Origin of the sequence: Mesorhizobium sp. C120A (genome assembly GCF_030323105.1) — a bacterium.
Lineage (GTDB): Bacteria > Pseudomonadota > Alphaproteobacteria > Rhizobiales > Rhizobiaceae > Mesorhizobium.
Map to the genome: position 1 here is coordinate 296,109 of NZ_CP100476.1, position 22,262 is coordinate 318,370.

A 22,262-nucleotide genomic window follows, 5' to 3' on the forward strand; every position below is an offset into this window, starting at 1 on the left:
GGCCGGTGTCGCCGCGACGACGCCACGATATGTAGCCCGATTGTTTTGCCCTGATGTTGCAGGATTATAATTAATGTATTACATTTATTAACTGAACCCAACGTGATGAGGATGGTTTCGCCTGAAAATCGTTTGGGACGAGCCAAAGCGCGTGACGAACCTGGACAGCCGGGGTCTCGATTTTGCCGAACTCGATATTGAGTTTTTTGCGACTTCAACCGTCTTTCCAGCCAAGGCCGACCGGTTCAAGGCGATTGGCGAATTCGGAGAGATCATCCTGGCCGTGATTTTCAAGCCGCTTGGTTCGGAGGCGATTTCGGTGATCTCGATGCGCCGTGCCAGCCGAAAGGAAAGGTCAGTATATGAACAATCATAAATCGCGTGTTCGACCGCTTACCGATGCGGAGGAAGTGGAAATTCAAAGACAAATTGTTGATGATCCCGACGATGCGGAGACGACAGACGAACAGTTGGCGCAAGCCAGGCCTTTCGCGGAAGTGTTTCCAGAACTTTTCGAGAGCATAAGGCGTGCTCGTGGCCGGCCAGCCGTGGAGAAGCCTAAGCAAGTCGTGTCCATCCGTCTGGATCAGGATGTCATCAGTAAATTCAAGGCGACCGGCAAGGGCTGGCAGGCCAGGATCAACGAGGTGCTGAAAAACGCGAAGGTAGGCTAGGCAATCCGCGTCAGTTCAGCGGAATGTCGTTTTCGGACTTGCGCGCCTGATAAGCGCCGGACAGTTCGTCGTAGCGGGTGGAAATATTGCCGATCCTTGCCTCAAGCCGGCCGCGCTCGGCCTCGGGCAGCGCCCGCACCAGCCTGCGAATGGAAAAACTCTTCCAATAAGCGTTCTCGGCATTGTAGCCGCCGGGATCAAGAGTGAAGACCTCTTTCAGGATTTTCAGATCGTGCGGGATCGCAAAGCTGTCGCGTGAATCCTCGTGGCTGAAGAGGTAGTAGAAATTGTCGAAGCCGGTCCAGGTGATCGCCGACAGGCAGAGCGAGCAGGGCTCATGCGTGGCGATGAAGATGGCGTCCTTGGTGTCGACGCGCTCGGCTTTCGGCATTTCATAGAAACGCTTCAGGCAGTGCACCTCGCCATGCCAGAGCGGATTTTCCATCTCGTTGTTGGTTTCGGCCAGCACCAGCGAGCGGTCGCCCTTCCGCAGGATGGCGGCGCCGAACAGCTTGTTCCCATGGGCCACGCCCTCTGCCGTTTTCGGCACGATGTCGTGCTCGATGACATCGAGCAGGCGGTCGATCAGCGATATGTCGGTCATTTCTCAGGTCTCGTTGGGGAGATGGATTTCGTAGGGGTGCGAGAAATGGAACTCTTGGAGGTTGGAGCCGTCACCGCCGCGGTCGACGATGACGAAATCCTGCGCTTCACCGAGTGGTGTCAGCACGCCGTGCCAGAGATTGCGCGGATAGTTGACGCCTTGCCCCGGTGCGGTGATGAAGGCATGCGGCTCGCGCGGACCGTCCTTGCCGTCATGGCAGACGACGACCAGGAAAGGCCGCGGTGACAGCGGGATGAACGCCTGGCTGCCTAAGGGATGGCGCTCGACCATGGTCAGCTTCAGCGGCAGGTCGTAAGGCGTGCCGCGCGCCATCGAGATCAGCACGCGGGCATTCGGTCCCGCGGCTTCAGCGGTGGCGAGATTGTGGTAGCGCTCGGTCTTGCCGCCATTGATCGGGTAGTGATTGCCGCCGCCCATGTCGATGACATCGCCGAAGCCGGCAAAGCTTTCGCGGGTCAGCGGCCGCGCTGTGATGCGGGTCACCGCGCGCGACCGCCAATGCCCGCCCCGCCGAGCTTGGCGTGCCGGTTGACGTCCTTGTAAAGGAGATAGCGGAATTTGCCTGGGCCGCCCGCGTAGCAGGCCTGCGGGCAGAAGGCGCGCAGCCACATGAAGTCGCCGGCCTCGACCTCGACCCAGTCCTGGTTGAGGCGGTAGACCGCCTTGCCTTCCAAGACATAGAGCCCGTGCTCCATGACATGCGTCTCGGCAAACGGGATGACGGCGCCAGGCTCGAGCGTAACGATGGTGACATGCATGTCGTGGCGCATGTCGGCTGGATCGACGAAACGGGTCGTCGCCCAGCGACCCTCGGTGCCGGGCATCGGCGTCGGCGCCATTTGCTGGTCACTGCTGAACAGGACTTCCGGCGCGTCGATGCCGTCGACGGCCTCATAGGCCTTCCTGATCCAGTGGAAGCGTACGGCGTCGCGACCTTCGTTGCGCACCGTCCAGCCGCTGTCCGGCGGCAGGAAGGCAAAACCGCCGGCTTGCAGCACGTGCTTCTTGCCGGCCAGCGAAACGGTCAACTCGCCCTCAACCACGAACAGCACGCCCTCGGCGCCGGCGTCCGGCTCGGGCCGGTCGCTGCCGCCGCCGGGCAGGACCTCGATGATGTACTGCGAAAATGTCTCGGCGAAACCCGACAGCGGCCTGGCGATGATCCAGGCCCTGGTCTCGTCCCAGAACGGCAGGGGGCTGGTGACGATGTCCTGCATCACTCCCTTCGGTATGACGGCATAGGCCTCGGTGAAGACGGCGCGGCCGGTCAAAAGCTCATTTTGGCCGGGATGGCCCCCATGCGGTGCATAATAGGTTTTCTGGTCAGTCTTGATCATATCCATTGGGTCCTGACCCCTCAGTCATTTCATTAGAGCGGGAGCATGTCTTTCAGGCGGAGCAGCGCGATGCGCTCGACCTGTTTGCAGGCGGTATCGAGTTCTACGCCACGGCTGTTGCCGATGCGCGCCTCGAACTCGGCGAGGATCTCCTCCTTGGTCTTGCCCCGCACCGCGATGATGAAGGGAAAGCCGAAGGTGGTGACGTAGGCGGCGTTGAGCTTGGAAAACAGCTCGCGCTCCTTGTCGGTCAGCGCGTCGAGGCCGGCGGAGGCCTGCTCGCGTGTGGATTCCGCAGTGAGGCGTCTCGCTTCGGCCAGTTTGCCAGCGAGATCGGGATGGGCGTTGAGGACGCCGATCCGCTCGGTTTCGCTGGCGGCGCGGAAGACGCGGCAGAGCGCATTGTGCAGGCCGCCGGCGCTGTCATGCGCCGGCCCAAGCTCCAGCTCATAGGCACGTTCGGCGATCCAGGGCGAATGTTCGAACACGCCGCCGAAAGTGTCGACGAAGGTCTCGAACGCCATCTTCGACGGCTTGAGCGCCGCCGGCTGGTAAGGGTGGTTCTCCTGCCAGTGCCTGGCGATATCGATGCGCCGTGCCAGCCAGACCTTGTCGTGCGATCTGACATAGTCGACGAAGCGCTTCAGCGCCGCCACCCGCCCGGGACGTCCGACGAGGCGGCAATGCAGGCCGATATTCATCATCCGCGGCCGGCCCGCTTTGCCCTCGGCATAGAGCGTGTCGAAACTGTCCTTCAAATAGGCGAAGAACTGGTCGCCGGAATTGAATCCCTGCGGCGTGGCGAAACGCATGTCGTTGGCATCGAGCGTGTAGGGGATGACGAGTTGCGCGCCGCCGCTGTGCTCGAACCAGTAGGGCAGTTCGTCGTCATAAGTGTCCGACACATAGTCGAAGCCGCCCTCTTCGGCCACCAACCGCACCGTATTGACCGAGGTGCGGCCGGTGTACCAGCCGGTCGGCCGTTGGCCCGTCACCTCGTAGTGCAGCTTGATCGCCGCTTCGAGGTCGCGGCGCTCGTCCTCGGCGCTGTGGTCGCGGTAGTCGATCCATTTCAGCCCGTGCGAGGCCATTTCCCAGCCGGCCTCCTGCATCGCCGCAACCTGGTCGGGCGACCGGGCTAATGCTGAGGCGACCCCGTAGCAGGTCACCGGCACTTGCGCCTCGCTGAACAGGCGCAGCAGCCGCCAGAAGCCTGCCCGCGCGCCATATTCGTAGATCGATTCCATGTTCCAGTGGCGCTGGCCGACCCAGGGCGCGGCGCCGACGATTTCCGACAGGAAGGCTTCCGAGGCCTTGTCGCCGTGCAGCACGCAGTTCTCGCCGCCTTCCTCGTAGTTGACGACGAATTGGACGGCCACATGCGCACCGCCCGGCCATTTCGGATCCGGCGGATTGGCTCCGTAGCCGCGCATGTCTCTAGAGTAACGCATTGCCCCTCCCCGCCGGACGCTGCCGGAAGTTGTGATCAGGATAGTCGAAAGGGTTGCTCGCGCATTCCCCCGAAATTTTTGAAAGTGTTTTTGTGCCACTCCGCTCGACCGGGCCTTATGCATCGCCTTTAATTGGCGCACAATTCACTGCTTTGTTCGGCTGTATCGGAAATGGGAGGCGCCAGTGGCAGAAACGTCGAAAGCCGATGGCGGACGTCTGACGACGCATGTGCTCGACACTGCGACCGGCAAGCCGGCGGCGGGCCTGTCGATCGCGCTTTATCATCTTGAGAGCGACGCGCGGATACATTTGAAGACCGTCGTCACAAATGCCGACGGCCGCTGCGATGCGCCGCTGCTGGCAGGAGCGGAATTCCGCCTTGGCGAATACGAACTGGTGTTCGCCGCCGGTGACTATCTACGCGGCCAGGGCACCAAACTGCCGGAACCGGCCTTCCTCGACAGTGTGCCGATCCGCTTCGGCATGGCGGAATCCGTCCATTATCACGTGCCGTTGCTTATCTCTCCTTATGGCTACTCGACCTACAGGGGGAGCTGACGCATGGCCAAGATCACCATACGCAACGAGATCCGCTTCATCCTCAATGGCAGGGATGTCGCGCTGTCGTCGGTGGCGCCCGACGCGACCTTGCTCGACTGGTTGCGGCTCGACCGCTCGCTGCGCGGCACCAAGGAAGGCTGCGCCGAGGGCGATTGCGGCGCCTGCACGGTGCTGGTCGGAAAATTGTCCGCCGGCAAGCTGGTTTATGAAAGCGTCAATGCCTGCATCCGCTTCCTGGGATCGCTCGACGGCACCCATGTCGTCACCGTCGAGCATCTGCGCGGCGCGCCTGGCCAATTGCATCCGGTGCAGCAGGCGATGGTCGATTTCCACGGTTCGCAATGCGGCTTCTGCACGCCGGGCTTCGTCATGTCGCTCTACGGCCTGTGGATGAAGTCGCCGGACCCGTCGAATGCCGCGATCGAAAAGGCCTTGCAAGGCAATCTTTGCCGCTGCACCGGCTACGAGGCAATCATGCGCGCCGCGCGTGCCATCTCCAGCTACGGCAAGGCGGCGAAGGATCCGCTGGCGGCCGAGCGCAAGGCGATCACCGCCAGGCTCGAGGCTATGCATGACGGTGCCCGCGTCGAAATCGGCGCCGGCAAGCAGCGGCTGGTTGTGCCGGCTGACGTCGACGATTTCGCCGCTGTACTGGACAAGGAACCCGGCGCCACTGTTGTCGCCGGCTCGACCGACGTCGGCCTGTGGGTCACCAAGCACATGCGCGACATCTCACCGGTAGTCTTCATCGGCAATCTCGAGGGGCTGTGCGCGATCTCCGAAGAAAATGATGTCATCACCATCGGCGCCGGCGTCACCTACACCGACGCCTTCGCGACACTGGCCAAGCGCATCCCCGCGCTCGGGCCATTGTTCGACCGCATCGGCGGCGAACAGGTACGAAACATGGGCACCATCGGCGGCAACATCGCCAATGGCTCGCCGATCGGCGACACGCCGCCGCCCCTGATCGCGCTGGGTGCGCAACTGACGCTGCGCCGCGGCAAGAAGCGGCGCACCATCGCGCTCGAGGATTTCTTCATCGCCTATGGCAAGCAGGACCGGCAGCCAGGCGAATTCGTCGAGGCCGTGCACGTTCCCGTGCCGGCCAAGGGCACGAAGTTTGCCGTCTACAAGATCACCAAGCGCCGCGACGAGGACATCACCGCAGCCCTTGGCGCCTTTTTCCTCGACTTGGCCAAGGACGGAACCGTGGCCGATATATGCATCGCCTATGGCGGCATGGCGGCCACCCCGAAGCGGGCTTTCGGTGTCGAAAAAGCGCTGCTCGGCAAGCCGTGGACGGAGACAACGGTGGAAGCGGCCATGGCTGAATATGCCGGCGATTTCACCCCGCTGACCGATATGCGGGCATCGGCCGAATACCGGGCGCTGGCGGCCAGGAACCTGCTGCTGCGCTTTTTTGCCGAAACCAGCGGCAGCAAGGCGCCGTTCCAGGTGTCACGCAACGAGGCGGCCTGATGAACAAGCACGCCTCTCCAGATCTCAAGGCGCAGAAGATTTCCGGTGGCGTCGCCGCCGACCAGCGCCACGATTCCGCGCACAAGCATGTCAGCGGCAGCGCGGTCTATATCGACGATATGCCGGAACCGGCGGGCATGCTGCATGGCTGCCTCGGCCTGTCCACGGCGACGCATGCGACGATCAGCAAAATGGATCTGTCGGCGGTGCGCGCGGCGCCGGGCGTCGTCGATGTGCTGACGGCCAAGGACGTTCCGGGCGAAAATGACATTTCGCCGACCGGTCGACACGACGAGCCGGTGCTGGCCGACGACAAGGTGCAGTTTTATGGTCAGCCGATCTTCTGCGTTATTGCCAAGACGCGCGAACAGGCGCGCCGCGCCACCCGGCTGGCCAAGGTCGAATACAGTCCATTGCCTTTCGTCACCGACATTGGCGATCTCGACCCCCGCAAGGACAAGCTGGTCACGCCGCCGCTCACGCTGAAGCGTGGCGATGCCGCTGCCGCGATCAAGGCGGCGCCGCGCCGGCTGAAGGGCAAGATGCGCATCGGCGGCCAAGAGCATTTCTATCTCGAAGGCCATATCGCAGTGGCCATTCCTGGCGAGGACCAGGACGTCACCATCTATTCCTCGACCCAGCATCCGAGCGAAGTCCAGCATATGGTCAGCCATGCGCTGGGCGTGCCGAGCAACGCCATCACAGTGGAAATCCGCCGCATGGGTGGCGGCTTCGGCGGGAAGGAGACGCAAGGCAACCAGTTTGCGGCATTGGCTGCGATCGCCGCCAAGAAACAACATCGCGCGGTCAAGATCCGGCCCGACCGTGACGACGACATGATTGCCACCGGCAAGCGCCATGACTTCCTCGTCGACTACGAAGTAGGTTTCGACGACGCCGGCAACATTCTTGGCGTCGACTTCATGTTCGCGGCGCGTTGCGGCTTTTCATCGGACCTGTCCGGCCCGGTCACCGACCGCGCGCTGTTCCATTGCGACAACACCTATTTCTGGCCGGCGGTGCATGCGCAATCGGCGCCGCTTTACACCAACACCGTGTCGAACACGGCGTTTCGCGGCTTCGGCGGCCCGCAGGGCATGGTCGGCGCCGAACGGGTCATCGACGAGGTTGCCTTTGCCGTCGGCAAGGACCCGCTCGAAATCCGCAAGCAGAATTTTTATGGCACCAGTGGTGATAAAGACGGGGGCCGCAACGTCACCCCTTATCACCAGACGGTCGAGGACAACATCATCCACCGCATCGTCGCCGAGCTGGAGGCGAGCGCCGACTATGCGGGGCGCCGCCGCATCATCCAGGCCTTCAACGCCAACAGCCGCTTCATCAAGCGCGGCCTGGCGCTGACGCCGGTCAAATTCGGCATCTCTTTCACGGCCACCCACTACAACCAGGCCGGCGCGCTGGTGCATGTCTACACCGATGGTTCGGTGCATCTGAATCACGGCGGCACCGAGATGGGGCAAGGCCTCTACGTCAAGGTGGCGCAGGTGGTGGCGGAAGAGTTCCAGATCGACCTCGACCAGGTCAAGATCACCGCGACGACCACCGGCAAGGTGCCCAACACTTCGGCCACCGCGGCGTCGTCCGGCACCGACCTCAACGGCATGGCGGCGCAGAACGGCGCCCGCCAGATCAAGGAACGGCTGACCGACTTCGCCGCCGAAAAATACCAGGTGCCGCGCGAGCAGGTGCTTTTCCTGCCCAACCGGGTGCGCATCGGCAACCAGGAGATCGCCTTCACCGACCTCGTCAAGCAGGCCTATATGGCCCGCATCCAACTGTCGGCGGCGGGTTTTTACAAGACGCCGAAAATCCACTGGAACCGTGACAAGGGCGAGGGCCGTCCGTTCTATTATTTCGCCTATGGCGCCTCGTGCTCGGAAGTCTCGGTCGACACGCTGACCGGCGAATATGTCGTCGAGCGCACCGACATATTGCATGAAACCGGCCGCTCGCTGAACCGCGCCATCGATCTCGGCCAGATCGAGGGCGGCTTCATCCAGGGCATGGGCTGGCTGACGACGGAGGAGCTGTGGTGGGACGACAAGGGCCGGCTGCGCACGCATGCGCCGTCGACCTATAAGATCCCGCTCGCGTCCGACCGGCCGAAGATATTCAACGTCACGCTGGCCGACTGGCCGGAGGCCAACGAGCCGACGGTGCACCGTTCCAAGGCGGTCGGCGAACCGCCCTTCCCGCTCGGCATGTCTGTGCTGCATGCGCTGTCGGACGCGGTGGCAAGTGTGGCCGATCATAAGGTCTGTCCGCGTCTCGACGCTCCTGCAACACCAGAACGGGTGCTGATGGCGATCGAACGGCTGAAGGGTGAAGCCAAGAATAGCGCCTGACTCTGACCTGGATTCTGGCAAAACGTGCAATTCAGACTGAAAAACCCTATATTTCCCGTACGGGAATGCGAAATATGAAGTCGAAAGTGCAAAGCCTCAGAGCTTTTCTCGCCAGCGCCGGCCGGCTTGCTCTGGTCGAAGTGGCCGACACCAAAGGCTCGACCCCGCGCGAGAAGGGCGCCTTCATGCTCGTCTCGCAGGCGGCGACTTTTGGCACGATCGGCGGCGGTCAGCTCGAGTACATCGCGATCGACAAGGCGAGGCAGATGGTGGGGTCTTCACCCTCCCCCTTGGGGGGAGGGTCGGCCGGCGAAGCCGGCCGGGGTGGGGGTGCGGACGATCGTGCCAAGCCACCCCACCCCGTTTCGCTGACGCCGCCACACGGCGTCCGCTCACCGACCCTCCCCACAAGGGGGAGGGTAAAGAAGCCCGCATTGGCTTCGACGAAGTCTGCGCCACGCTGGACGTGCCGCTAGGCCCCGAGATCGGCCAGTGCTGCGGCGGGCGCGTCGAAGTCTTGATCCGTATCGTCGATGCCGCGCTTACAGCCGAGCTGATCGCGGCCGCAGAAGCCGAGGAAGCCCACCTGCCGCATGTCTATATCTTCGGCGGCGGCCATGTCGGCCAGGCGCTGGCCGCGACGGTTGCACTTCTTCCCGTGCATGGCGTCGTCATTGAGACGCGGGTCGAAGCGCTGGAAGGTATGCCGGAGACGGTCGAGAGGCGGCTGACGCCGATGCCCGAGGCCGAGGTTCGAAACGCTCCCGCCGGCACCGCCTTCGCCGTCCTCACCCACGACCATGCGCTGGATTTCCTCATCGTCGCCGAGGCGCTGAAGCGCGACGACGCGGCCTATGTCGGCATGATCGGCTCGAAAACCAAGAGAGCGACGTTCACGAACTGGTTCCTGAAATCGGCGGATGGCACGGAGGCTGAGTTGGCCCGCCTCGTCTCCCCGATCGGCGGCGACGCCGTCAGGGACAAGCGCCCGCCGGTGATCGCGGCGCTCGCTGCAGCCGAGATCGTGACGGCACTGGTCGTTCACAACACCGCGCCGAATGCCGACCATGAAGTCCAGCACAAGATGATGGCCGGCTAAGCTTCGGCGCGGCTAAGCAGGCCGCTTCAGGCCAAGATGATCTCGCAAGGTGCTGCCTTCGTATTCCCGACGGATCAGTCCGCGCCGCTGCAGTTCCGGCACCACCAGCGTGGCAAAGGCATCGAGCTCGCCGGGGAAGTATGACGGCATGACGTTGAAGCCGTCCGCGCCGCCGCCCTCGAACCGCGCCTGCAATTCGTCAGCGATCTGCGCCGGCGTGCCGACGATACGCCAATGGCCACGTGCGCCGGCGAAATGGCGCGCAAGCTGGCGGATCGACAGGCCGTCGCGGCGCGATTGTTCGATGACCAGCGCCTGGCGGCTTTTCATGCCCTCGGTCTCCGGCAGCTCGGGCATCGGTCCGTCGATCGGATAGCTCCCGAGATCGGAGATGCTGAGATAGCTGGACAGCAGCGCCACGCCGACATCGTCAGGGATCAGCGCCTGCAATTCCTCCTGTTTCTCCCGCGCTTCGGCCTCGGTTTCCGCCACCACCGGGGAGACGCCGGGCATGATCTTGATGTCGTCGGGTTCCCGCCCATAGGCTGCCATACGGCCCTTGAGGTCGTCGTAAAAGGCCTTGGCTTCCTCGAGGGTCTGCGCCGCCGTGAACACCACGTCGGCCGTGCGTGCGGCAAGGTCGCGGCCGACATCCGAGGCGCCGGCCTGCACCATCACCGGCGCGCCCTGCGGCGAGCGCGGCAGGTCGAGCGGGTCGCGCACCGAAAAGCTCTGGCCGTTGTGACAGTGAAAGCCACTGCCTTGCCAAAGTCCCGATACCACCTCGGCGAATTCGCGCGCCCGCTCGTAGCGGTCGGCATGGGGTTTCAGGCCCGTCGCGCCGAAATTGGCGGCTTCGATGGGGCTGGCCGACGTCACCAGGTTCCAGCCAGCCCGGCCACCACTCAGATGATCGAGCGACAGAAAGGTGCGCGCCAGCCCATAGGGCTCGTTGTAGCTGGTCGAGGCCGTCGAAACGAGGCCGATGCGGCTGGTCTGGACGGCGAGCGCGGACAGCAGGCTGATCGGCTCGAAGCCGATCGAGCGTGAGGTCTGGCTGGCGATGCCGACATTGGCTTCGCGCAGGCCGGCGGCGTCCTCGCAGAACACCATGTCGAACTTCGCCGCTTCCGCCGTGCGCGCCAGCCGGATGTAATGATCGATGTCGATGCCTGCCGTGACATGCGCCTTGGGGTGACGCCAGGCGGCGATGTGGTGGCCCGTCGCCCACAGGAAGGCGCCAAGCTTCATCTGGCGGGTCATTGCGCTCCTCCGGCAAGTCTGAGATGCGAGCGCAAGGTGGTGCCGGGATAATCCGGGCGGACGAGGCTGCGGCGCTGCAATTCCGGCAGCACGCGGCCGATGAAACCGTCAATCGCGGCAGGCGGTATTGCGATGTTGAACCCGTCGCAGCTTTGCGAGCTGAACAATGTTTCGAGCGCGTTAGCAGCGACATCTGCGCCAACGTTCAGCAGCAGCTTGACCGCACCCGGATCGCGTCCGCAGGCCACAACGCGGCGCTTGAGATCGTCATGGCGCGCCTTGGCGTCCTCTGTGGGTCTGTCCAGCAGGACGACATCGGCGGTGCGGGCGGCGATATCCAGGTCGGCCTCGGACAGGCCGGACAGCACCAGCACCGGCGTATCCTGCGGCGAGCGCGCGACGTTCAGCGGCCCGCGCACGGAGAAAAATTCGCCTTTGTGGTCGAGCAGGTGCATTTTTTCGGGATCGTGGAAGCGGCCGCCGGCCTTGTCGAACAGCAGCGCGCCGGCATCCCAGCCCTGCCACAGGCGCTGAACGATGCCGATGTATTCCTGCGTGCGGCGGCGGAACACATCGTCGGAAAATCCATCCGGCCGGCTGAAATTGGCGGCTTCCCGTGGCGCCTGCGCCATGGTCGCGTGCCAGCCGGCGCGGCCATGGCTGATGATGTCGAGCGAAGCAAAACGGCGCGCCAGATTGTACGGCTGGTGAGCCACCGTCGAGGCTGCAGCGACAAGGCCGATCCGACTTGTCACCGTCGCCAGCGCCGCCAGCAAGGTCGTCGCTTCGAAAGAACTCGACCCGGCGCTGTTCGGCGCGGAATCATCGAGGACAATCATGTCCAGCCCCGCCGCTTCCGCTTGCTTGGCAAAGCCGGCCAGGTCGCTAAACCCGAGCGGCTGCCCGGAAGTAATGTTGAGCGAAACGGCAAGATGCATTGTGGCTTGCTGGTCAGTCGGCATGGGACCATCGATCATAGCCCGGCGTATGCGAACCTAAGGTCACCTGCTTGTAAGACAACCCTGGCGACTGGGCCAACAGCCCCTCACTTGCCGGCCAGCAAATCCTTGATCAGCCGCTGGCAACGCTCGGCCATGAAGTCGAGCAACAGCCGCACCTTTGGATCCTGCAGCTTCTTGTGCGGATAGACGGCGGCGAACTGCACCGGCGTTGGCGGCGTGCTGGCCAGGATGACCTGCAGCCGCCGGTCGCGGATGAAGGGTTCGACCTCGAAGCGCGGCTTGTTGATGATGCCGCGGCCCGACAGCGCCCAGCCGGTCAGCACATCGCCATCGTCGGTGTCGTAGGGGCCGTGCACCTCGAATTTCTGCGGGCCGGACGGCGTCTGCAGCGTCCAGACATATTCGCGCGCCCCGGAATAGCGCAGCATCAGGCAGTCGTGCTTCTTGCCGATAAGCTCCTGTGGCTCCACCGGCTCGCCGCGCGCTTCGAGATATTTCGGTGCCGCCACCAGCACGCGTTCACATTCCATGATGCCGCGCATCCGCAGGCTGGAATCCTCGATGATGCCGAGCTTGAAGGCGACGTCGATGCCTTCCTTCATGATGTCGATATTGTGGTCGGAGAGCCTCAGCCGCACCTCGATATCGGGGTATTTGTCGTGGAAATCCGGAATGCCCGACGCCACCAGCCGCCGTCCGAGGCCGAGCGGTGCGGTCACCTTGATGGTGCCGCGCGGTTGGCCGGAAAGCGCCGAAACCGCGGCTTCCGCCTCGGTGATAGCCTCCAGCACCTGCTTGGCGCCGGAGTAGAACACCGTGCCATGCTCCGTCGGCATCAATTGCCGTGTCGTGCGGTTGAACAGCCGCACGCCGAGGTGTTTTTCCAGCTCCTTGATGCGGTTGGAGGCGACCGCCGGCGAAATGCGCATGTCGCGGCCTGCCGCCGAGAGATTACCAAGCTCGACGACGCGGACGAAGACGGCGATGTTGTCGAGATAGGCCATTCGTGGCTCTTTATGTGGCGGCGTACGTGGTCAGCCTAGTATTTTCCATTTTTTTTTGAAAGTCATCGTACACCTCGCCTCTTTTCGTTTGCGCCCCACACCGTAAAGTCAGCCGATCGGCAGGGACGATTTCACATGATGGATTTCGCGATTTTCTGGGACTGGCTGAGTTTCGCCGTGCGCTGGCTGCACGTCGTCACCGGCATCGCCTGGATCGGCTCGTCCTTCTATTTCGTCGCGCTCGACCTTGGCCTGCGCCAGCGCCCCGGCATGCCGGTCGGCGCATTCGGCGAGGAATGGCAGGTGCATGGCGGCGGCTTCTACCACGTCCAGAAATATCTGGTGGCGCCGGCCGAAATGCCGGAACATCTGACCTGGTTCAAGTGGGAATCCTACGCCACCTGGCTGTCCGGCTTCGCCATGCTGTGCGTGGTCTACTATGCCGGCGCCGACCTGTTCCTGATCGACCCCAATGTTCTGTCCATGTCGGTTCCCGTGGGCATCCTGCTGTCGATGGCGACGATCGGCGTCGGCTGGGTTGTCTACGATCTGCTCTGCCGGTCGCCGCTCGGCAAAAGTGACACCGGACTGATGCTGGTGCTCTATGGCGTTCTGGTGTTCATCGCCTGGGGTCTGACGCATCTGTTCACCGGCCGCGCCGCTTTCCTGCATCTCGGCGCCATCACCGCCACTATCATGTCGGCCAATGTCTTCATGGTGATTATTCCAAACCAGAAGATCGTCGTCGCCGACCTGATTGCCGGCCGAAAGCCCGACCCGAAATACGGCAAGATCGCCAAGCAGCGCTCGCTGCACAACAACTACCTGACGCTGCCCGTGCTGTTCCTGATGCTGTCGAACCACTATCCGCTGGCGTTTGCGACGGAGTTCAACTGGGTCATCGCCTCGCTGGTGTTCATCATCGGCGTCTTGATCCGGCACTATTTCAACACCGTGCATAAGCGTGCCGGCAACCCCCACTGGACCTGGATGGCGGCTGCGGTGCTATTCGTCATCATCATGTGGCTGTCGACAGCGCCGAAAATACTGACCGGCGAGCCCAAGGCATCCGCCGCGGCCGAAGTCTATATCGCCTCGTCGCATTTCCCGGCGGTGCGCGACACCGTGCTTGGCCGCTGCTCGATGTGCCATACGGCCGAGCCGGTCTATGAAGGCATCTACCATGCGCCGAAGGGCGTGATGCTCGACACCGACGCCGGCATTGCCGAGCATGCGCGTGAAATCTATTTGCAGGCCGGGCGCAGCCACGCCATGCCGCCCGCCAACGTCACCCAGATCAGCGACAAGGAACGGGCGCTGCTGGTCGCCTGGTTCGAAGGCGCAGGGAAATAGGGATGACCTCCACACTTCTGCGCGGCCGCACGCTAAGCTTCTTGCGCTGGCCCGAAGCCATCGACGACCATGCCGCCTGGCGCTATGAGGAGGATGGCGGCCTGCTGATCCGCGACGGCCGGATCGTTGCCGCAGGCAGCTACACGGAAGTCGAAAAGCAAGCGGGCGACGGTGCGAAAAGGATCGATCATCGGCCGCATCTGCTGCTGCCCGGCTTCATCGATGCGCATGCGCATTTCCCGCAGATGCAGGTCATTGCCTCCTACGGCGCCGAACTGCTCGACTGGCTGAACACCTACACCTTTCCCGAAGAGACCAAATTCGCCAACGCCCAGCATGGCCGCCGCATCGCCCGGCTGTTCCTGGACGAGATGGTGCGCCACGGCACGACGACGGTCGCCGCCTACTGCTCGGTGCACAAGGCGTCTGCCGAAGCGTTCTTTGCCGAATCGCATGCGCGCGGCATGCTCAACATTGCCGGCAAGGTGATGATGGATCGAAACGCGCCGGTAGGCGTGCTCGACACGCCGCAATCCGGCTATGACGATACGAAGGCACTGATTGCGGAATGGCACGGCAAGGGCCGCCAGCTTTATGCGATCACGCCGCGCTTCGCCATCACCTCTTCGCCCGAACAGTTGGAGATGTCGGGCGCGCTCTGCCGCGAAAACCCCGACCTGCACATGCAGACGCATCTGTCGGAAAACCACGCCGAAATCGCCTTCACGCAAAAACTCTATCCGCAGGCGCGCGACTACACCGATGTCTACGAGCAGTATGGCCTGCTGGGGCCAAAGAGCCTGTTCGGCCACTGCATCCATCTCTCGGAACGAGAGGCCGATGCGCTGTCGGACTCAGGCTCGGTGGCGGTGTTCTGCCCGACCTCGAACCTGTTCCTCGGCTCCGGCCTGTTCGATTACCAGCGCTTTCGGCGCCGCGACAAGCCGCTGCGCATCGCCGCGGCCAGCGATGTCGGCGGCGGCACCAACTATTCGATGCTGCGCACCATGGACGAGGGCTACAAGGTGATCGCGCTGACTGGCGAAAAGCTGAACCCGTTCCAGTCCTTCTGGCAATTAACGCGTGGCAATGCCGAGGCGCTGTCTATGGCGGACAAGGTCGGCACGCTGGATGAAGGCACCGATGCCGACATCACCGTGCTCGACGCCCGCGCCACGCCGGCGATGCGGCTGAGGATGGAGACTGTGGACACGCTGGCGGAGGAGCTGTTCCTGCTGCAGACATTGGGCGACGACCGCGCGGTGCGCGAGGTCTATGTTGCGGGGCGGCCGGCCAAGAGTGATATGATCGCGGGTTAGGACTCATCATCCGCGCGGGACAAGATGATGATTGCGCCTGGTTGCCAAGAGGTTCCCCCACTCCGTCGCCGCTTCGCGGCGCCACCTATCCCCCTCCGGAGGGAGAGGAAGGGAGCCTTTGCTTCGGAGGACGGGCGCCGGTTCGGACAGCTTTGCGCCCTTCCTCTACCCCGTCGATCGGGGGAGAGGTGTCGAGAGAAGCTCGACGGAGTGGGGGGGCGATCCTGGCGGGGCAAGACCACCACCGCGACGAGACCTTGACCGGGCGGAGCTTGTCGTACACACGATTTGTGACGATTTCGGAGAACAAAAATGGCCGCCGCAGACGACATCGCTCTGATCCAGAAACAGGAAGAGACGCTGGTCTTCCCGGCCTTCGACGAGGCCGTCGCGTTCAAGGTCGGCGCGGCGATCCGCGAGCGGGCGCTGGCCGAAAAGCTGCCCATCATCATCGATATCAGGCTGTGGGATCGGCCGCTGTTTTATGCCGCGATGCCCGGTTCAAACGCCTCCAACCCCGACTGGGCACGACGCAAGATCAATGTGGTCAAGCGCTACCTCAGGAGCACCTATCGTCTGGTGCTGGAACAGCAGCGACCGGACCGCACCTTCAAGGTCGGCGAGGGGCTGGATATTGCTGATTACGTACTGGCCGGCGGCGGGTTTCCGGTGACTGTAAAGGGTGCCGGCGTCATCGGCGTCATCGCCGTCTCCGGCCTGCCGGAACGCCAGGATCATGGCGTCGTCGTCGATGCACTGTGCGATCATCTCGGCGTCGATCGGACACAATTGGCGCTGCCGCCGGAAGGTAAATCGTGACGTTGGCGCTGCCCCTCATCCGCCTGCCGGCACCTTCTCCCCGTATAGTGACGGGGAGAAAGGACAAGCTCGAGCGCTGGCGATCCCCTCTCCCCGTCTTTCACGGGGTGAGGGTGAGGGGCAGCGCCAACGTTTGCTCATTTTGAAAACCGCCAGTTACGGCCAAGGATAACCGTGCTCGATCCCAAATCCTTTCTCATCTCGATCTTCAATGCCGCTGTTGCCGCTGCCGATCCTGAACGGACCATCAGGGATCATCTGCCGGCCAGGCCCAAGGGCCGCACCATCGTCATCGGCGCCGGCAAGGGCTCGGCGCAGATGGCGGCGGCATTCGAGAAGGTGTGGGATGGCCCGATCGAAGGGCTGGTCGTCACCCGCTACGGCTATGGCGCCAGATGCGAGCGCATCGAAATCATCGAGGCGGCACATCCGGTGCCGGACGCTGCCGGTCTTGAGGCGTCGCGGCGCCTGCTCGAAAAGGTGCAAGGGCTGACTGCGGACGACCTGGTAGTGGCGCTGATATCGGGCGGAGGATCGGCGCTGCTGCCGTCGCCTGCCGCCGGCCTGACGCTCGCCGACGAAATCGCCGTCAACGAGGCGCTGCTTGCCTCCGGCGCGCCGATCGCGGCGATGAACACAATCCGCAAGCATCTCTCGACCATCAAGGGCGGCCGGCTGGCAGCTGCCGCCTGGCCGGCCAAACTGGTATCACTGGTTGTCTCTGACATTCCCGGCGACAACCCGGCGCTGGTGGCCTCCGGCCCGACCGTGCCCGACTCCGGCAACCGCGCCGATGCGCTGGCCTCGATAGCGGCCTACGGCATGAAACTGCCCGACGCCGTCATGGCGCACATCAACTCGCCAGAGGCCGATGCGCCAGATCTGGATGACCAGCGCTTTTCACGCAATGAAGTGCACCTGATCGCCTCGGCTGGCGTGTCGCTGGAAGCGGCAGCCGCTGAGGCAAAACGGCAGGGCATCGAAGCCGTCATCCTCTCCGATTCCATCGAGGGCGAGGCGCGCGAGGTCGGTGGCGTGCATGCAGCCATTGCGCGCGAAGTGGCGACGCGCAACCGGCCGTTCAAAAAGCCGGTGCTGATCCTGTCCGGCGGCGAGACGACCGTGACCTTGCGGGCCCCTGTTGACGGAAAAAGGGGCAAGGGCGGCCGCAACTCCGAATTCCTGCTCGCCTTTGCCATCGGCATCAGCGGCGCGGAAGGTATTCATGCACTGGCCGCCGATACCGACGGCATCGATGGCTCGGAAGACAATGCCGGCGCCTTTGCCGATGGCTCGACTGTCTCGCGCATGCGTGCCGCCGGCATCGACGCCAAGGCGATGCTGGCCGGCAACAATGCCTGGACGGCGTTCAACGCGATCGGCGATCTGTTCGTGCCGGGGCCGACGGGTACGAATGTGAACGATCTGAGGGCAATCCTAATCAGTTAATCTGGCCGTGGCGGCCGAAGTTTTCCAACGTTGGATTCACGACCGTGAAGCCACCCAGCTTCGTCATCCCTGGGCGAAGCAGGAGCGAAGCTCCGTCGCGAAGACCCCTGGGATCCATTCCGTGATGTTAGCCGTCGAGCGCAACGGCATAATTCTGCACCGTAGCAGCGTGCAAACGTCGCGGCATGGATCCTCGGGTCTGCGCTGCGTCGCTTCACTCCTTGCTCCGCCCGCGGATGACGATGTCGCTGAGGCTTTCGCTCATCTCACGACCCCATCAGCCGCTTCACCTCTTTCATATCCTTTAGGAACCGCTCGCGCTCAGCCTCCTTGTCCGTCGGCTCGTGAATGCGCAGGATAAAGGAGGGGTGGATGGTGATGAACACGCGCAAGCCATCCTCGCGTTCGATCAACTGGCCGCGCATTTTCGTCACGGCAATGGCCTTGCCCAGCAGCGACAACGCCGCCGTTGCCCCAAGCGCCACGGCGAGGTCCGGCTTGATCAGCTCAAGCTCCCGGCCGATCCACCAGCGGCAGGCCTGGACTTCGCCGGCATTTGGCTTCGAATGGATGCGGCGCTTGCCGCGCGGCTCGAACTTGAAATGCTTGACGGCGTTGGTGACGTAGACTTTTTGCCGGTCGACGCCTGCGTCATCGAGAATTGCATCGAACACTTTGCCCGCTGGCCCGACAAAAGGTTTGCCGGCGAGATCTTCCTGATCGCCCGGTTGTTCGCCGACGAAGACCACTTTGGCATCATCCGGCCCCTCGCCGAACACGGTCTGTGTCGCGTCGCGCCACAACGGGCAGCGGCGGCAGCCTTTCGCGGCTTCGCGTAGCTCGGAAATGGTGTTGGCGTCATCGTCCGGCGCCTCGGCCGGCTCGCGCTTCGGCCAATGTTTCGCCTGCAGCTTGGCGTGGTGCGGCGCCGGCGTTGTCGGCAGTCTGGCAATCATATCCCTGGCGGCCTCGTCCGCTCCTGCGATCAGATCTGGAATGAGCGAGGCCTCGGGAAGGTTCCGCCAATATTTCTTCGGCATCTCCTTCTGCATCGCCTTCACCTTGAGCCGCGCCGGGTTGAAGATGTTTTCGAAATAGGTCAGCCACAACGCCTCGGTGTCGTCCTGATCGGGTGCATCGCCCTTGGCCGCACCCGGCCCGATCGCCAGCCTTTCGCCGTTCCAGTCGGCGGAGGCATAGGGCGTCAGGATGGTCCAGCGCATGCCGGTGAACCGCCGGACGAAGAAATCCGCGTTGCGCTCGACAATGAAATGCTCCGGCTCGAACCAGGCGACGTAGCGCTCGTTCTCGCCGTCGCCGATCTTCCGGAAGCGTACGAAGGCATGCATCTTATGGCTGTCGCGCCGCACCGCCTTTTCCATGGCTTCGAGCCGCCTGGTGTCGGGATCGGATGCGATCGCCAGCAGTTTCGGCTCGGTGCGCAGGCGCCAAAGCATCCAGTAGAGAAAGGCAAACCGGCCGGGGTCGGAGTGGCAGAAGGCCGTTTCGGCATGGGCGATGAACTCGCGCGGGACGGTAAGCTGCGCGCCCTCTGGCACCGCCGGCAAGGCATCTTGAGTATCATTGGCGTCGGACCCGACACCCCAACTAATATCCTCAGGTCGGACCTCATTCAGCGCCAGACGCCGTGCCGCATCGCGCCAACCGGCGAAATCGGTCTGGCTCGCTAGCCGGACAGTGTATCGGGCAAGGTCGAGCTGGGCCGGCTGCATGGTCAAAACAGAGACAGTTGTTCGCAGGACTTTACGATCGTGTCGCGCAAGCCGGTCTTGTCCGTTAGTCCACCCGGCGACCAGCCTTCGGCGATGATGAAGGGCCTCAGCTTGGCGATCGAATGGCAGATCCGTCCGACATCTTCCAGCCGCATGTGTCGGTGGCGGCGGGTTTCAAGGATCTTCGCCACCACCTTGGTGCCCAGACCCGGAACCCGCAGCAGCGCTTCCCGATCGGCGCGGTTGATGTCGACGGGAAACCTCGCCCGATTGCGCAAAGCCCAGGCGAGCTTGGGGTCAATGGCGAGATCGAGCATGCCGTCGCTGCTGCCGGCGAGGATTTCCGGCTGCGAAAAGCCGTAGAAGCGCATCAGCCAGTCGGCCTGATAGAGCCGGTGCTCGCGCATCAGCGGCGGTTTCTGCAGCGGCAGCGACGATGACGAATCCGGGATCGGGCTGAAGGCGGAGTAATAGACGCGCCGCAGATGGTAGCTGCCATAGAGCCGCGCACTGGTGTGCAAGATGCCGTCGTCGGATGTCTTGTCGGCGCCGACGATCATCTGCGTCGACTGACCTCCGGGCGCAAAGCGTTCGCGCTTCTTGGTCCTCAGCGTCGGCTCGGCTTTTTCCTCCATCTTCCGGCGCAGGTTCGCCATGGAAAGGCGGATCGTTTCCGGCTTCTTCTCCGGCGCCAGTTTCTTGACGCCCTCATCGGTCGGCAGTTCGACGTTGATAGACAGCCGGTCGGCGTAGAGCCCGGCCTGCTCGACCAGTTCGGCCGAGCTTTCCGGAATGGTCTTCAGATGAATATAGCCGGAGAATTTTTCGTCCAGCCGCAGCCGCCGCGCCACCTCCACCATCTCGGCCATGGTCTCGTCGGGCGAACGGATGACGCCGGAGGACAGGAAGAGGCCCTCGATGTAGTTGCGCCGGTAGAAATCCATGGTCAGCTTCACCACCTCGTCGATGCTAAAGCGGGCGCGGCGCACATTCGATGACGAGCGGTTGATGCAGTAGCTGCAATCGTAAATGCAGAAATTGGTGAGCAGGATTTTCAGGAGCGAAATGCAGCGGCCATCCGGCGCGTAGGAATGGCAGATGCCCATGCCTTCTGTGGAGCCGATACCGCCGGATTGGAGCGAATCCTTCTTCGCCCAGCCGGACGAGGCGCAGGAAGCATCGTATTTGGCGGCGTCAGACAGGATTGCCAGCTTTTCACGGACGGTAGGTGCGCTCATCCGTTCATGATATGTTCTTGAAGGCTGCAGCGCCACCTCATTTGATGCAGGCGGCGAAAAAGTAATCGCCGCCTGATCGTCGGGCTAGCAGGACGACTGCCCGAGTTCCAGGCGGTCTCTCAGACCTCATGGAGGTAGAGGTGGTAATCCAGCTCGCTGACGGTGCGGGCGACGCGCAGATACTCCGACTGCTTGATCGCCACGAAGGTGCGATGCAGATCCTCGCCAAGCGCCTCTTTCAGGAAGCTCGATGCCCGCGCCGCCTCGATCGCAGCGCGCCAGTCGACCGGCATGGTCGTGCGCGTGATGGCGGCTTCATAGCCATTCCCAGTGGTTTCGGGGCCGGGGTCGAGGCCTTCATCCAGACCCTTGATGATGCCGGCCAGCACCGTTGCCGCGATCAGGTAGGGATTGGCGTCGACACCCGACGGCCGGTGCTCGATGCGCCGGTTCTTGGCGTCGCCCGCCGGGATGCGCAGCGCCACCGAACGGTTGTTGACGCCCCAGGTCGGCGCCACCGGCGCATAGGACTGCGAGACGAAGCGCCGCCAGGAATTGGCGTGCGGCGCAAACACCAGCATCGATTCGGCCATGGTCTGGATCAGCCCGCCGAGCCCCTGCAGCAGCGGCAGCGACCAGCTTTCGCCGCCAGCCTCGGCAAAAACGTTGCGGCCGTTCTTGTCCTGCAACGAAACATGGAAATGCATGCCGGAGCCGGCGTATTTTTCGATCGGCTTGGCCATGAAGCAGGCGGTGACACCATGGCGGCGCGCCTGCGCCCGCACCAGCCGCTTCAACATGACGAGGTCGTCGGCCGCCCGCATGACATCCTTGCGATAGTTCAGCGTCAGCTCGTACTGGCCGGGCGCGTATTCGGAAATCACCGTTTCGGCCGGAATGCCTTGCGCCTTGGCCGCGGCATAGATGTCGGAAAACAGCGGCTCCATGCCGTGCAGATGGTCGACGGAATAGACTTCCGTCTTGGCCGAGCGGCGGCCGTCGAGCACGGCGTCCGCCGGCTTTACCTTGCCGTCGGCGTCACGCTCATTGGCAAGCAGGAAAAATTCGAGTTCGAAGGCGCCGGCGGGATAGAGGCCCTTGGCCGCCAAGATGTCGACCTGCCTGGCCAGCGCCAGCCGTGGGTCCGACGACATAGGCTGTCCCTCGAGATGGTACATCGCCATCAGCAACTGGCCGCGCGGCGGGTTCGTGCCGTAAAGCGGCACCAGCGTGCCGGGGATCGGCCATGCCCTGAGATCGCCGTCTCCAGTCGTCCAGATCAGCCCGGTTTCGTGCACATCCTCGCCGGTGATGTCGAGGCCGAGGATCGAGATCGGCATGTGGCGGCCGCCCTCGAAGATGCTTTTCAGCTCATGCCGGCGCACGATCTTGCCGCGGCCGACCCCGTTGGCGTCGGTCAAGACGATATCGAAGGCTTCGATTTCGGGATGGGCGTCGAGAAAGGCTTGCGCCTCGGCGGGCATCGAGCCCGAAGGTGAAGTCATGATTAGTGTACTCGAGTTTGG

The 22,262-nt window shown here is 63.3% G+C and carries 19 protein-coding genes and 1 pseudogene; 10 read left to right on the top strand and 10 right to left on the bottom strand.

The window, feature by feature from the left end; translation table 11 throughout:
* Nucleotides 1-121: 121 nt before the first annotated feature.
* A complete protein-coding gene (locus tag NL532_RS01390) occupies nucleotides 122-376 on the top strand; it encodes a BrnT family toxin (protein ID WP_023755803.1) in 255 nt (84 codons plus the stop codon).
* The gene (locus NL532_RS01395; protein ID WP_023755802.1) at nucleotides 363-674 is read left to right on the top strand and encodes a BrnA antitoxin family protein; all 312 of its coding nucleotides are present in this window, start codon (nucleotides 363-365) and stop codon (nucleotides 672-674) included. Before NL532_RS01390 ends, NL532_RS01395 begins: the two co-directional genes overlap by 14 nt.
* A 10-nt stretch (nucleotides 675-684) precedes the next feature.
* On the opposite strand, the gene NL532_RS01400 is transcribed toward NL532_RS01395, so the two are convergent.
* Genes NL532_RS01400 through puuE form a run of 4 tightly spaced genes read right to left on the bottom strand, consistent with a single transcriptional unit; the run spans nucleotide 685 to nucleotide 4,087 of the window.
* Entirely contained in the window at nucleotides 685-1,278 is a 594-nt protein-coding gene (locus NL532_RS01400) for a nucleoside deaminase (protein ID WP_023671383.1), read from the bottom strand.
* A gap of 3 nt (nucleotides 1,279-1,281) precedes the next feature.
* Nucleotides 1,282-1,782 (bottom strand): ureidoglycolate lyase, encoded by a 501-nt coding sequence (locus tag NL532_RS01405; protein WP_023755801.1) that lies wholly within the window; start codon nucleotides 1,780-1,782, stop codon nucleotides 1,282-1,284.
* A complete protein-coding gene (locus NL532_RS01410; RefSeq protein WP_460221660.1) occupies nucleotides 1,779-2,636 on the bottom strand; it encodes a bifunctional allantoicase/(S)-ureidoglycine aminohydrolase in 858 nt (285 codons plus the stop codon). The genes NL532_RS01405 and NL532_RS01410 overlap by 4 nt, the downstream gene beginning before the upstream one ends.
* 32 nt (nucleotides 2,637-2,668) lie before the next feature.
* Complete coding sequence (puuE, locus tag NL532_RS01415) at nucleotides 2,669-4,087, bottom strand: allantoinase PuuE (RefSeq protein WP_023755799.1); 1,419 nt, start codon at nucleotides 4,085-4,087, stop codon at nucleotides 2,669-2,671.
* A gap of 184 nt (nucleotides 4,088-4,271) precedes the next feature.
* On the opposite strand from puuE, the gene uraH reads away from it, so the two are divergent.
* The 4 genes and pseudogenes from uraH to xdhC all read left to right on the top strand — a co-directional run bounded on the left by uraH (nucleotide 4,272) and on the right by xdhC (nucleotide 9,596).
* Complete coding sequence (gene uraH / locus NL532_RS01420) at nucleotides 4,272-4,646, top strand: hydroxyisourate hydrolase (RefSeq protein ID WP_023694734.1); 375 nt, start codon at nucleotides 4,272-4,274, stop codon at nucleotides 4,644-4,646.
* 3 nt (nucleotides 4,647-4,649) lie between these two features.
* Nucleotides 4,650-6,131 (top strand): xanthine dehydrogenase small subunit, encoded by a 1,482-nt coding sequence (gene xdhA, locus NL532_RS01425; protein ID WP_023755798.1) that lies wholly within the window; start codon nucleotides 4,650-4,652, stop codon nucleotides 6,129-6,131.
* Nucleotides 6,131-8,497: a xanthine dehydrogenase molybdopterin binding subunit gene (xdhB, locus tag NL532_RS01430; protein ID WP_023755797.1), complete on the top strand. Its 2,367-nt coding sequence runs from the start codon at nucleotides 6,131-6,133 to the stop codon at nucleotides 8,495-8,497. The genes xdhA and xdhB overlap by 1 nt, the downstream gene beginning before the upstream one ends.
* A gap of 74 nt (nucleotides 8,498-8,571) precedes the next feature.
* Nucleotides 8,572-9,596, top strand: a pseudogene (xdhC, locus tag NL532_RS01435) (xanthine dehydrogenase accessory protein XdhC).
* Nucleotides 9,597-9,608: 12 nt separating this feature from the next.
* Here xdhC and NL532_RS01440 read toward each other — a convergent pair.
* The 3 genes from NL532_RS01440 to NL532_RS01450 form a co-directional block, all read right to left on the bottom strand.
* Entirely contained in the window at nucleotides 9,609-10,859 is a 1,251-nt protein-coding gene (locus tag NL532_RS01440) for an LLM class flavin-dependent oxidoreductase (RefSeq protein ID WP_023742582.1), read from the bottom strand.
* Nucleotides 10,856-11,797, bottom strand: a complete 942-nt coding sequence (locus NL532_RS01445; protein ID WP_023755795.1) for an LLM class flavin-dependent oxidoreductase — start codon at nucleotides 11,795-11,797, stop codon at nucleotides 10,856-10,858. Before NL532_RS01445 ends, NL532_RS01440 begins: the two co-directional genes overlap by 4 nt.
* A 107-nt stretch (nucleotides 11,798-11,904) precedes the next feature.
* On the bottom strand, nucleotides 11,905-12,825 hold the full coding sequence (locus NL532_RS01450; RefSeq protein WP_023671373.1) for a LysR family transcriptional regulator: 921 nt from the start codon (nucleotides 12,823-12,825) through the stop codon (nucleotides 11,905-11,907).
* Nucleotides 12,826-12,960: 135 nt separating this feature from the next.
* Between NL532_RS01450 and NL532_RS01455 the strand changes: the two genes are divergently transcribed.
* The 4 genes from NL532_RS01455 to NL532_RS01470 all read left to right on the top strand — a co-directional run bounded on the left by NL532_RS01455 (nucleotide 12,961) and on the right by NL532_RS01470 (nucleotide 17,765).
* Nucleotides 12,961-14,178 carry a urate hydroxylase PuuD gene (locus tag NL532_RS01455; RefSeq protein ID WP_023671372.1) on the top strand — a complete coding sequence of 406 codons (1,218 nt, stop codon included), beginning with the start codon at nucleotides 12,961-12,963 and terminating at the stop codon, nucleotides 14,176-14,178.
* 2 nt (nucleotides 14,179-14,180) lie between these two features.
* A complete protein-coding gene (gene guaD / locus NL532_RS01460; protein WP_023829368.1) occupies nucleotides 14,181-15,497 on the top strand; it encodes a guanine deaminase in 1,317 nt (438 codons plus the stop codon).
* Between the two features lie 312 nt (nucleotides 15,498-15,809).
* A complete protein-coding gene (locus tag NL532_RS01465; RefSeq protein WP_023671370.1) occupies nucleotides 15,810-16,316 on the top strand; it encodes a heme-degrading domain-containing protein in 507 nt (168 codons plus the stop codon).
* A 168-nt stretch (nucleotides 16,317-16,484) separates the two neighbouring features.
* Entirely contained in the window at nucleotides 16,485-17,765 is a 1,281-nt protein-coding gene (locus NL532_RS01470; RefSeq protein ID WP_023671369.1) for a glycerate kinase type-2 family protein, read from the top strand.
* A gap of 266 nt (nucleotides 17,766-18,031) precedes the next feature.
* Here the strand turns inward: NL532_RS01470 and NL532_RS01475 are convergent, their stop codons facing one another.
* The 3 genes from NL532_RS01475 to NL532_RS01485 form a co-directional block, all read right to left on the bottom strand.
* Nucleotides 18,032-19,498, bottom strand: a complete 1,467-nt coding sequence (locus NL532_RS01475) for a UdgX family uracil-DNA binding protein (RefSeq protein WP_023700412.1) — start codon at nucleotides 19,496-19,498, stop codon at nucleotides 18,032-18,034.
* Between the two features lie 2 nt (nucleotides 19,499-19,500).
* Nucleotides 19,501-20,736: a putative DNA modification/repair radical SAM protein gene (locus NL532_RS01480; RefSeq protein ID WP_023700413.1), complete on the bottom strand. Its 1,236-nt coding sequence runs from the start codon at nucleotides 20,734-20,736 to the stop codon at nucleotides 19,501-19,503.
* A 119-nt stretch (nucleotides 20,737-20,855) separates the two neighbouring features.
* On the bottom strand, nucleotides 20,856-22,241 hold the full coding sequence (locus NL532_RS01485) for a glutamine synthetase family protein (protein WP_023829367.1): 1,386 nt from the start codon (nucleotides 22,239-22,241) through the stop codon (nucleotides 20,856-20,858).
* Nucleotides 22,242-22,262: the final 21 nt, after the last annotated feature.

Excerpts from the sequence above, each read along its gene's own strand:
- NL532_RS01455 (WP_023671372.1), top strand. The coding sequence starts at position 12,961 with ATGATGGATTTCGCGATTTTCTGGGACTGGCTGAGTTTCGCCGTGCGC.
- xdhA (WP_023755798.1), top strand. The coding sequence starts at position 4,650 with ATGGCCAAGATCACCATACGCAACGAGATCCGCTTCATCCTCAATGGC.
- NL532_RS01395 (WP_023755802.1), top strand. The coding sequence starts at position 363 with ATGAACAATCATAAATCGCGTGTTCGACCGCTTACCGATGCGGAGGAA.
- NL532_RS01445 (WP_023755795.1), bottom strand. The coding sequence starts at position 11,797 with ATGCATCTTGCCGTTTCGCTCAACATTACTTCCGGGCAGCCGCTCGGG.
- NL532_RS01475 (WP_023700412.1), bottom strand. The coding sequence starts at position 19,498 with ATGCAGCCGGCCCAGCTCGACCTTGCCCGATACACTGTCCGGCTAGCG.
- NL532_RS01480 (WP_023700413.1), bottom strand. The coding sequence starts at position 20,736 with ATGAGCGCACCTACCGTCCGTGAAAAGCTGGCAATCCTGTCTGACGCC.
- guaD (WP_023829368.1), top strand. The coding sequence starts at position 14,181 with ATGACCTCCACACTTCTGCGCGGCCGCACGCTAAGCTTCTTGCGCTGG.
- NL532_RS01410 (WP_460221660.1), bottom strand. The coding sequence starts at position 2,636 with ATGATCAAGACTGACCAGAAAACCTATTATGCACCGCATGGGGGCCAT.
- NL532_RS01465 (WP_023671370.1), top strand. The coding sequence starts at position 15,810 with ATGGCCGCCGCAGACGACATCGCTCTGATCCAGAAACAGGAAGAGACG.
- xdhB (WP_023755797.1), top strand. The coding sequence starts at position 6,131 with ATGAACAAGCACGCCTCTCCAGATCTCAAGGCGCAGAAGATTTCCGGT.
- NL532_RS01450 (WP_023671373.1), bottom strand. The coding sequence starts at position 12,825 with ATGGCCTATCTCGACAACATCGCCGTCTTCGTCCGCGTCGTCGAGCTT.
- puuE (WP_023755799.1), bottom strand. The coding sequence starts at position 4,087 with ATGCGTTACTCTAGAGACATGCGCGGCTACGGAGCCAATCCGCCGGAT.
- NL532_RS01485 (WP_023829367.1), bottom strand. The coding sequence starts at position 22,241 with ATGACTTCACCTTCGGGCTCGATGCCCGCCGAGGCGCAAGCCTTTCTC.
- NL532_RS01400 (WP_023671383.1), bottom strand. The coding sequence starts at position 1,278 with ATGACCGACATATCGCTGATCGACCGCCTGCTCGATGTCATCGAGCAC.
- NL532_RS01440 (WP_023742582.1), bottom strand. The coding sequence starts at position 10,859 with ATGACCCGCCAGATGAAGCTTGGCGCCTTCCTGTGGGCGACGGGCCAC.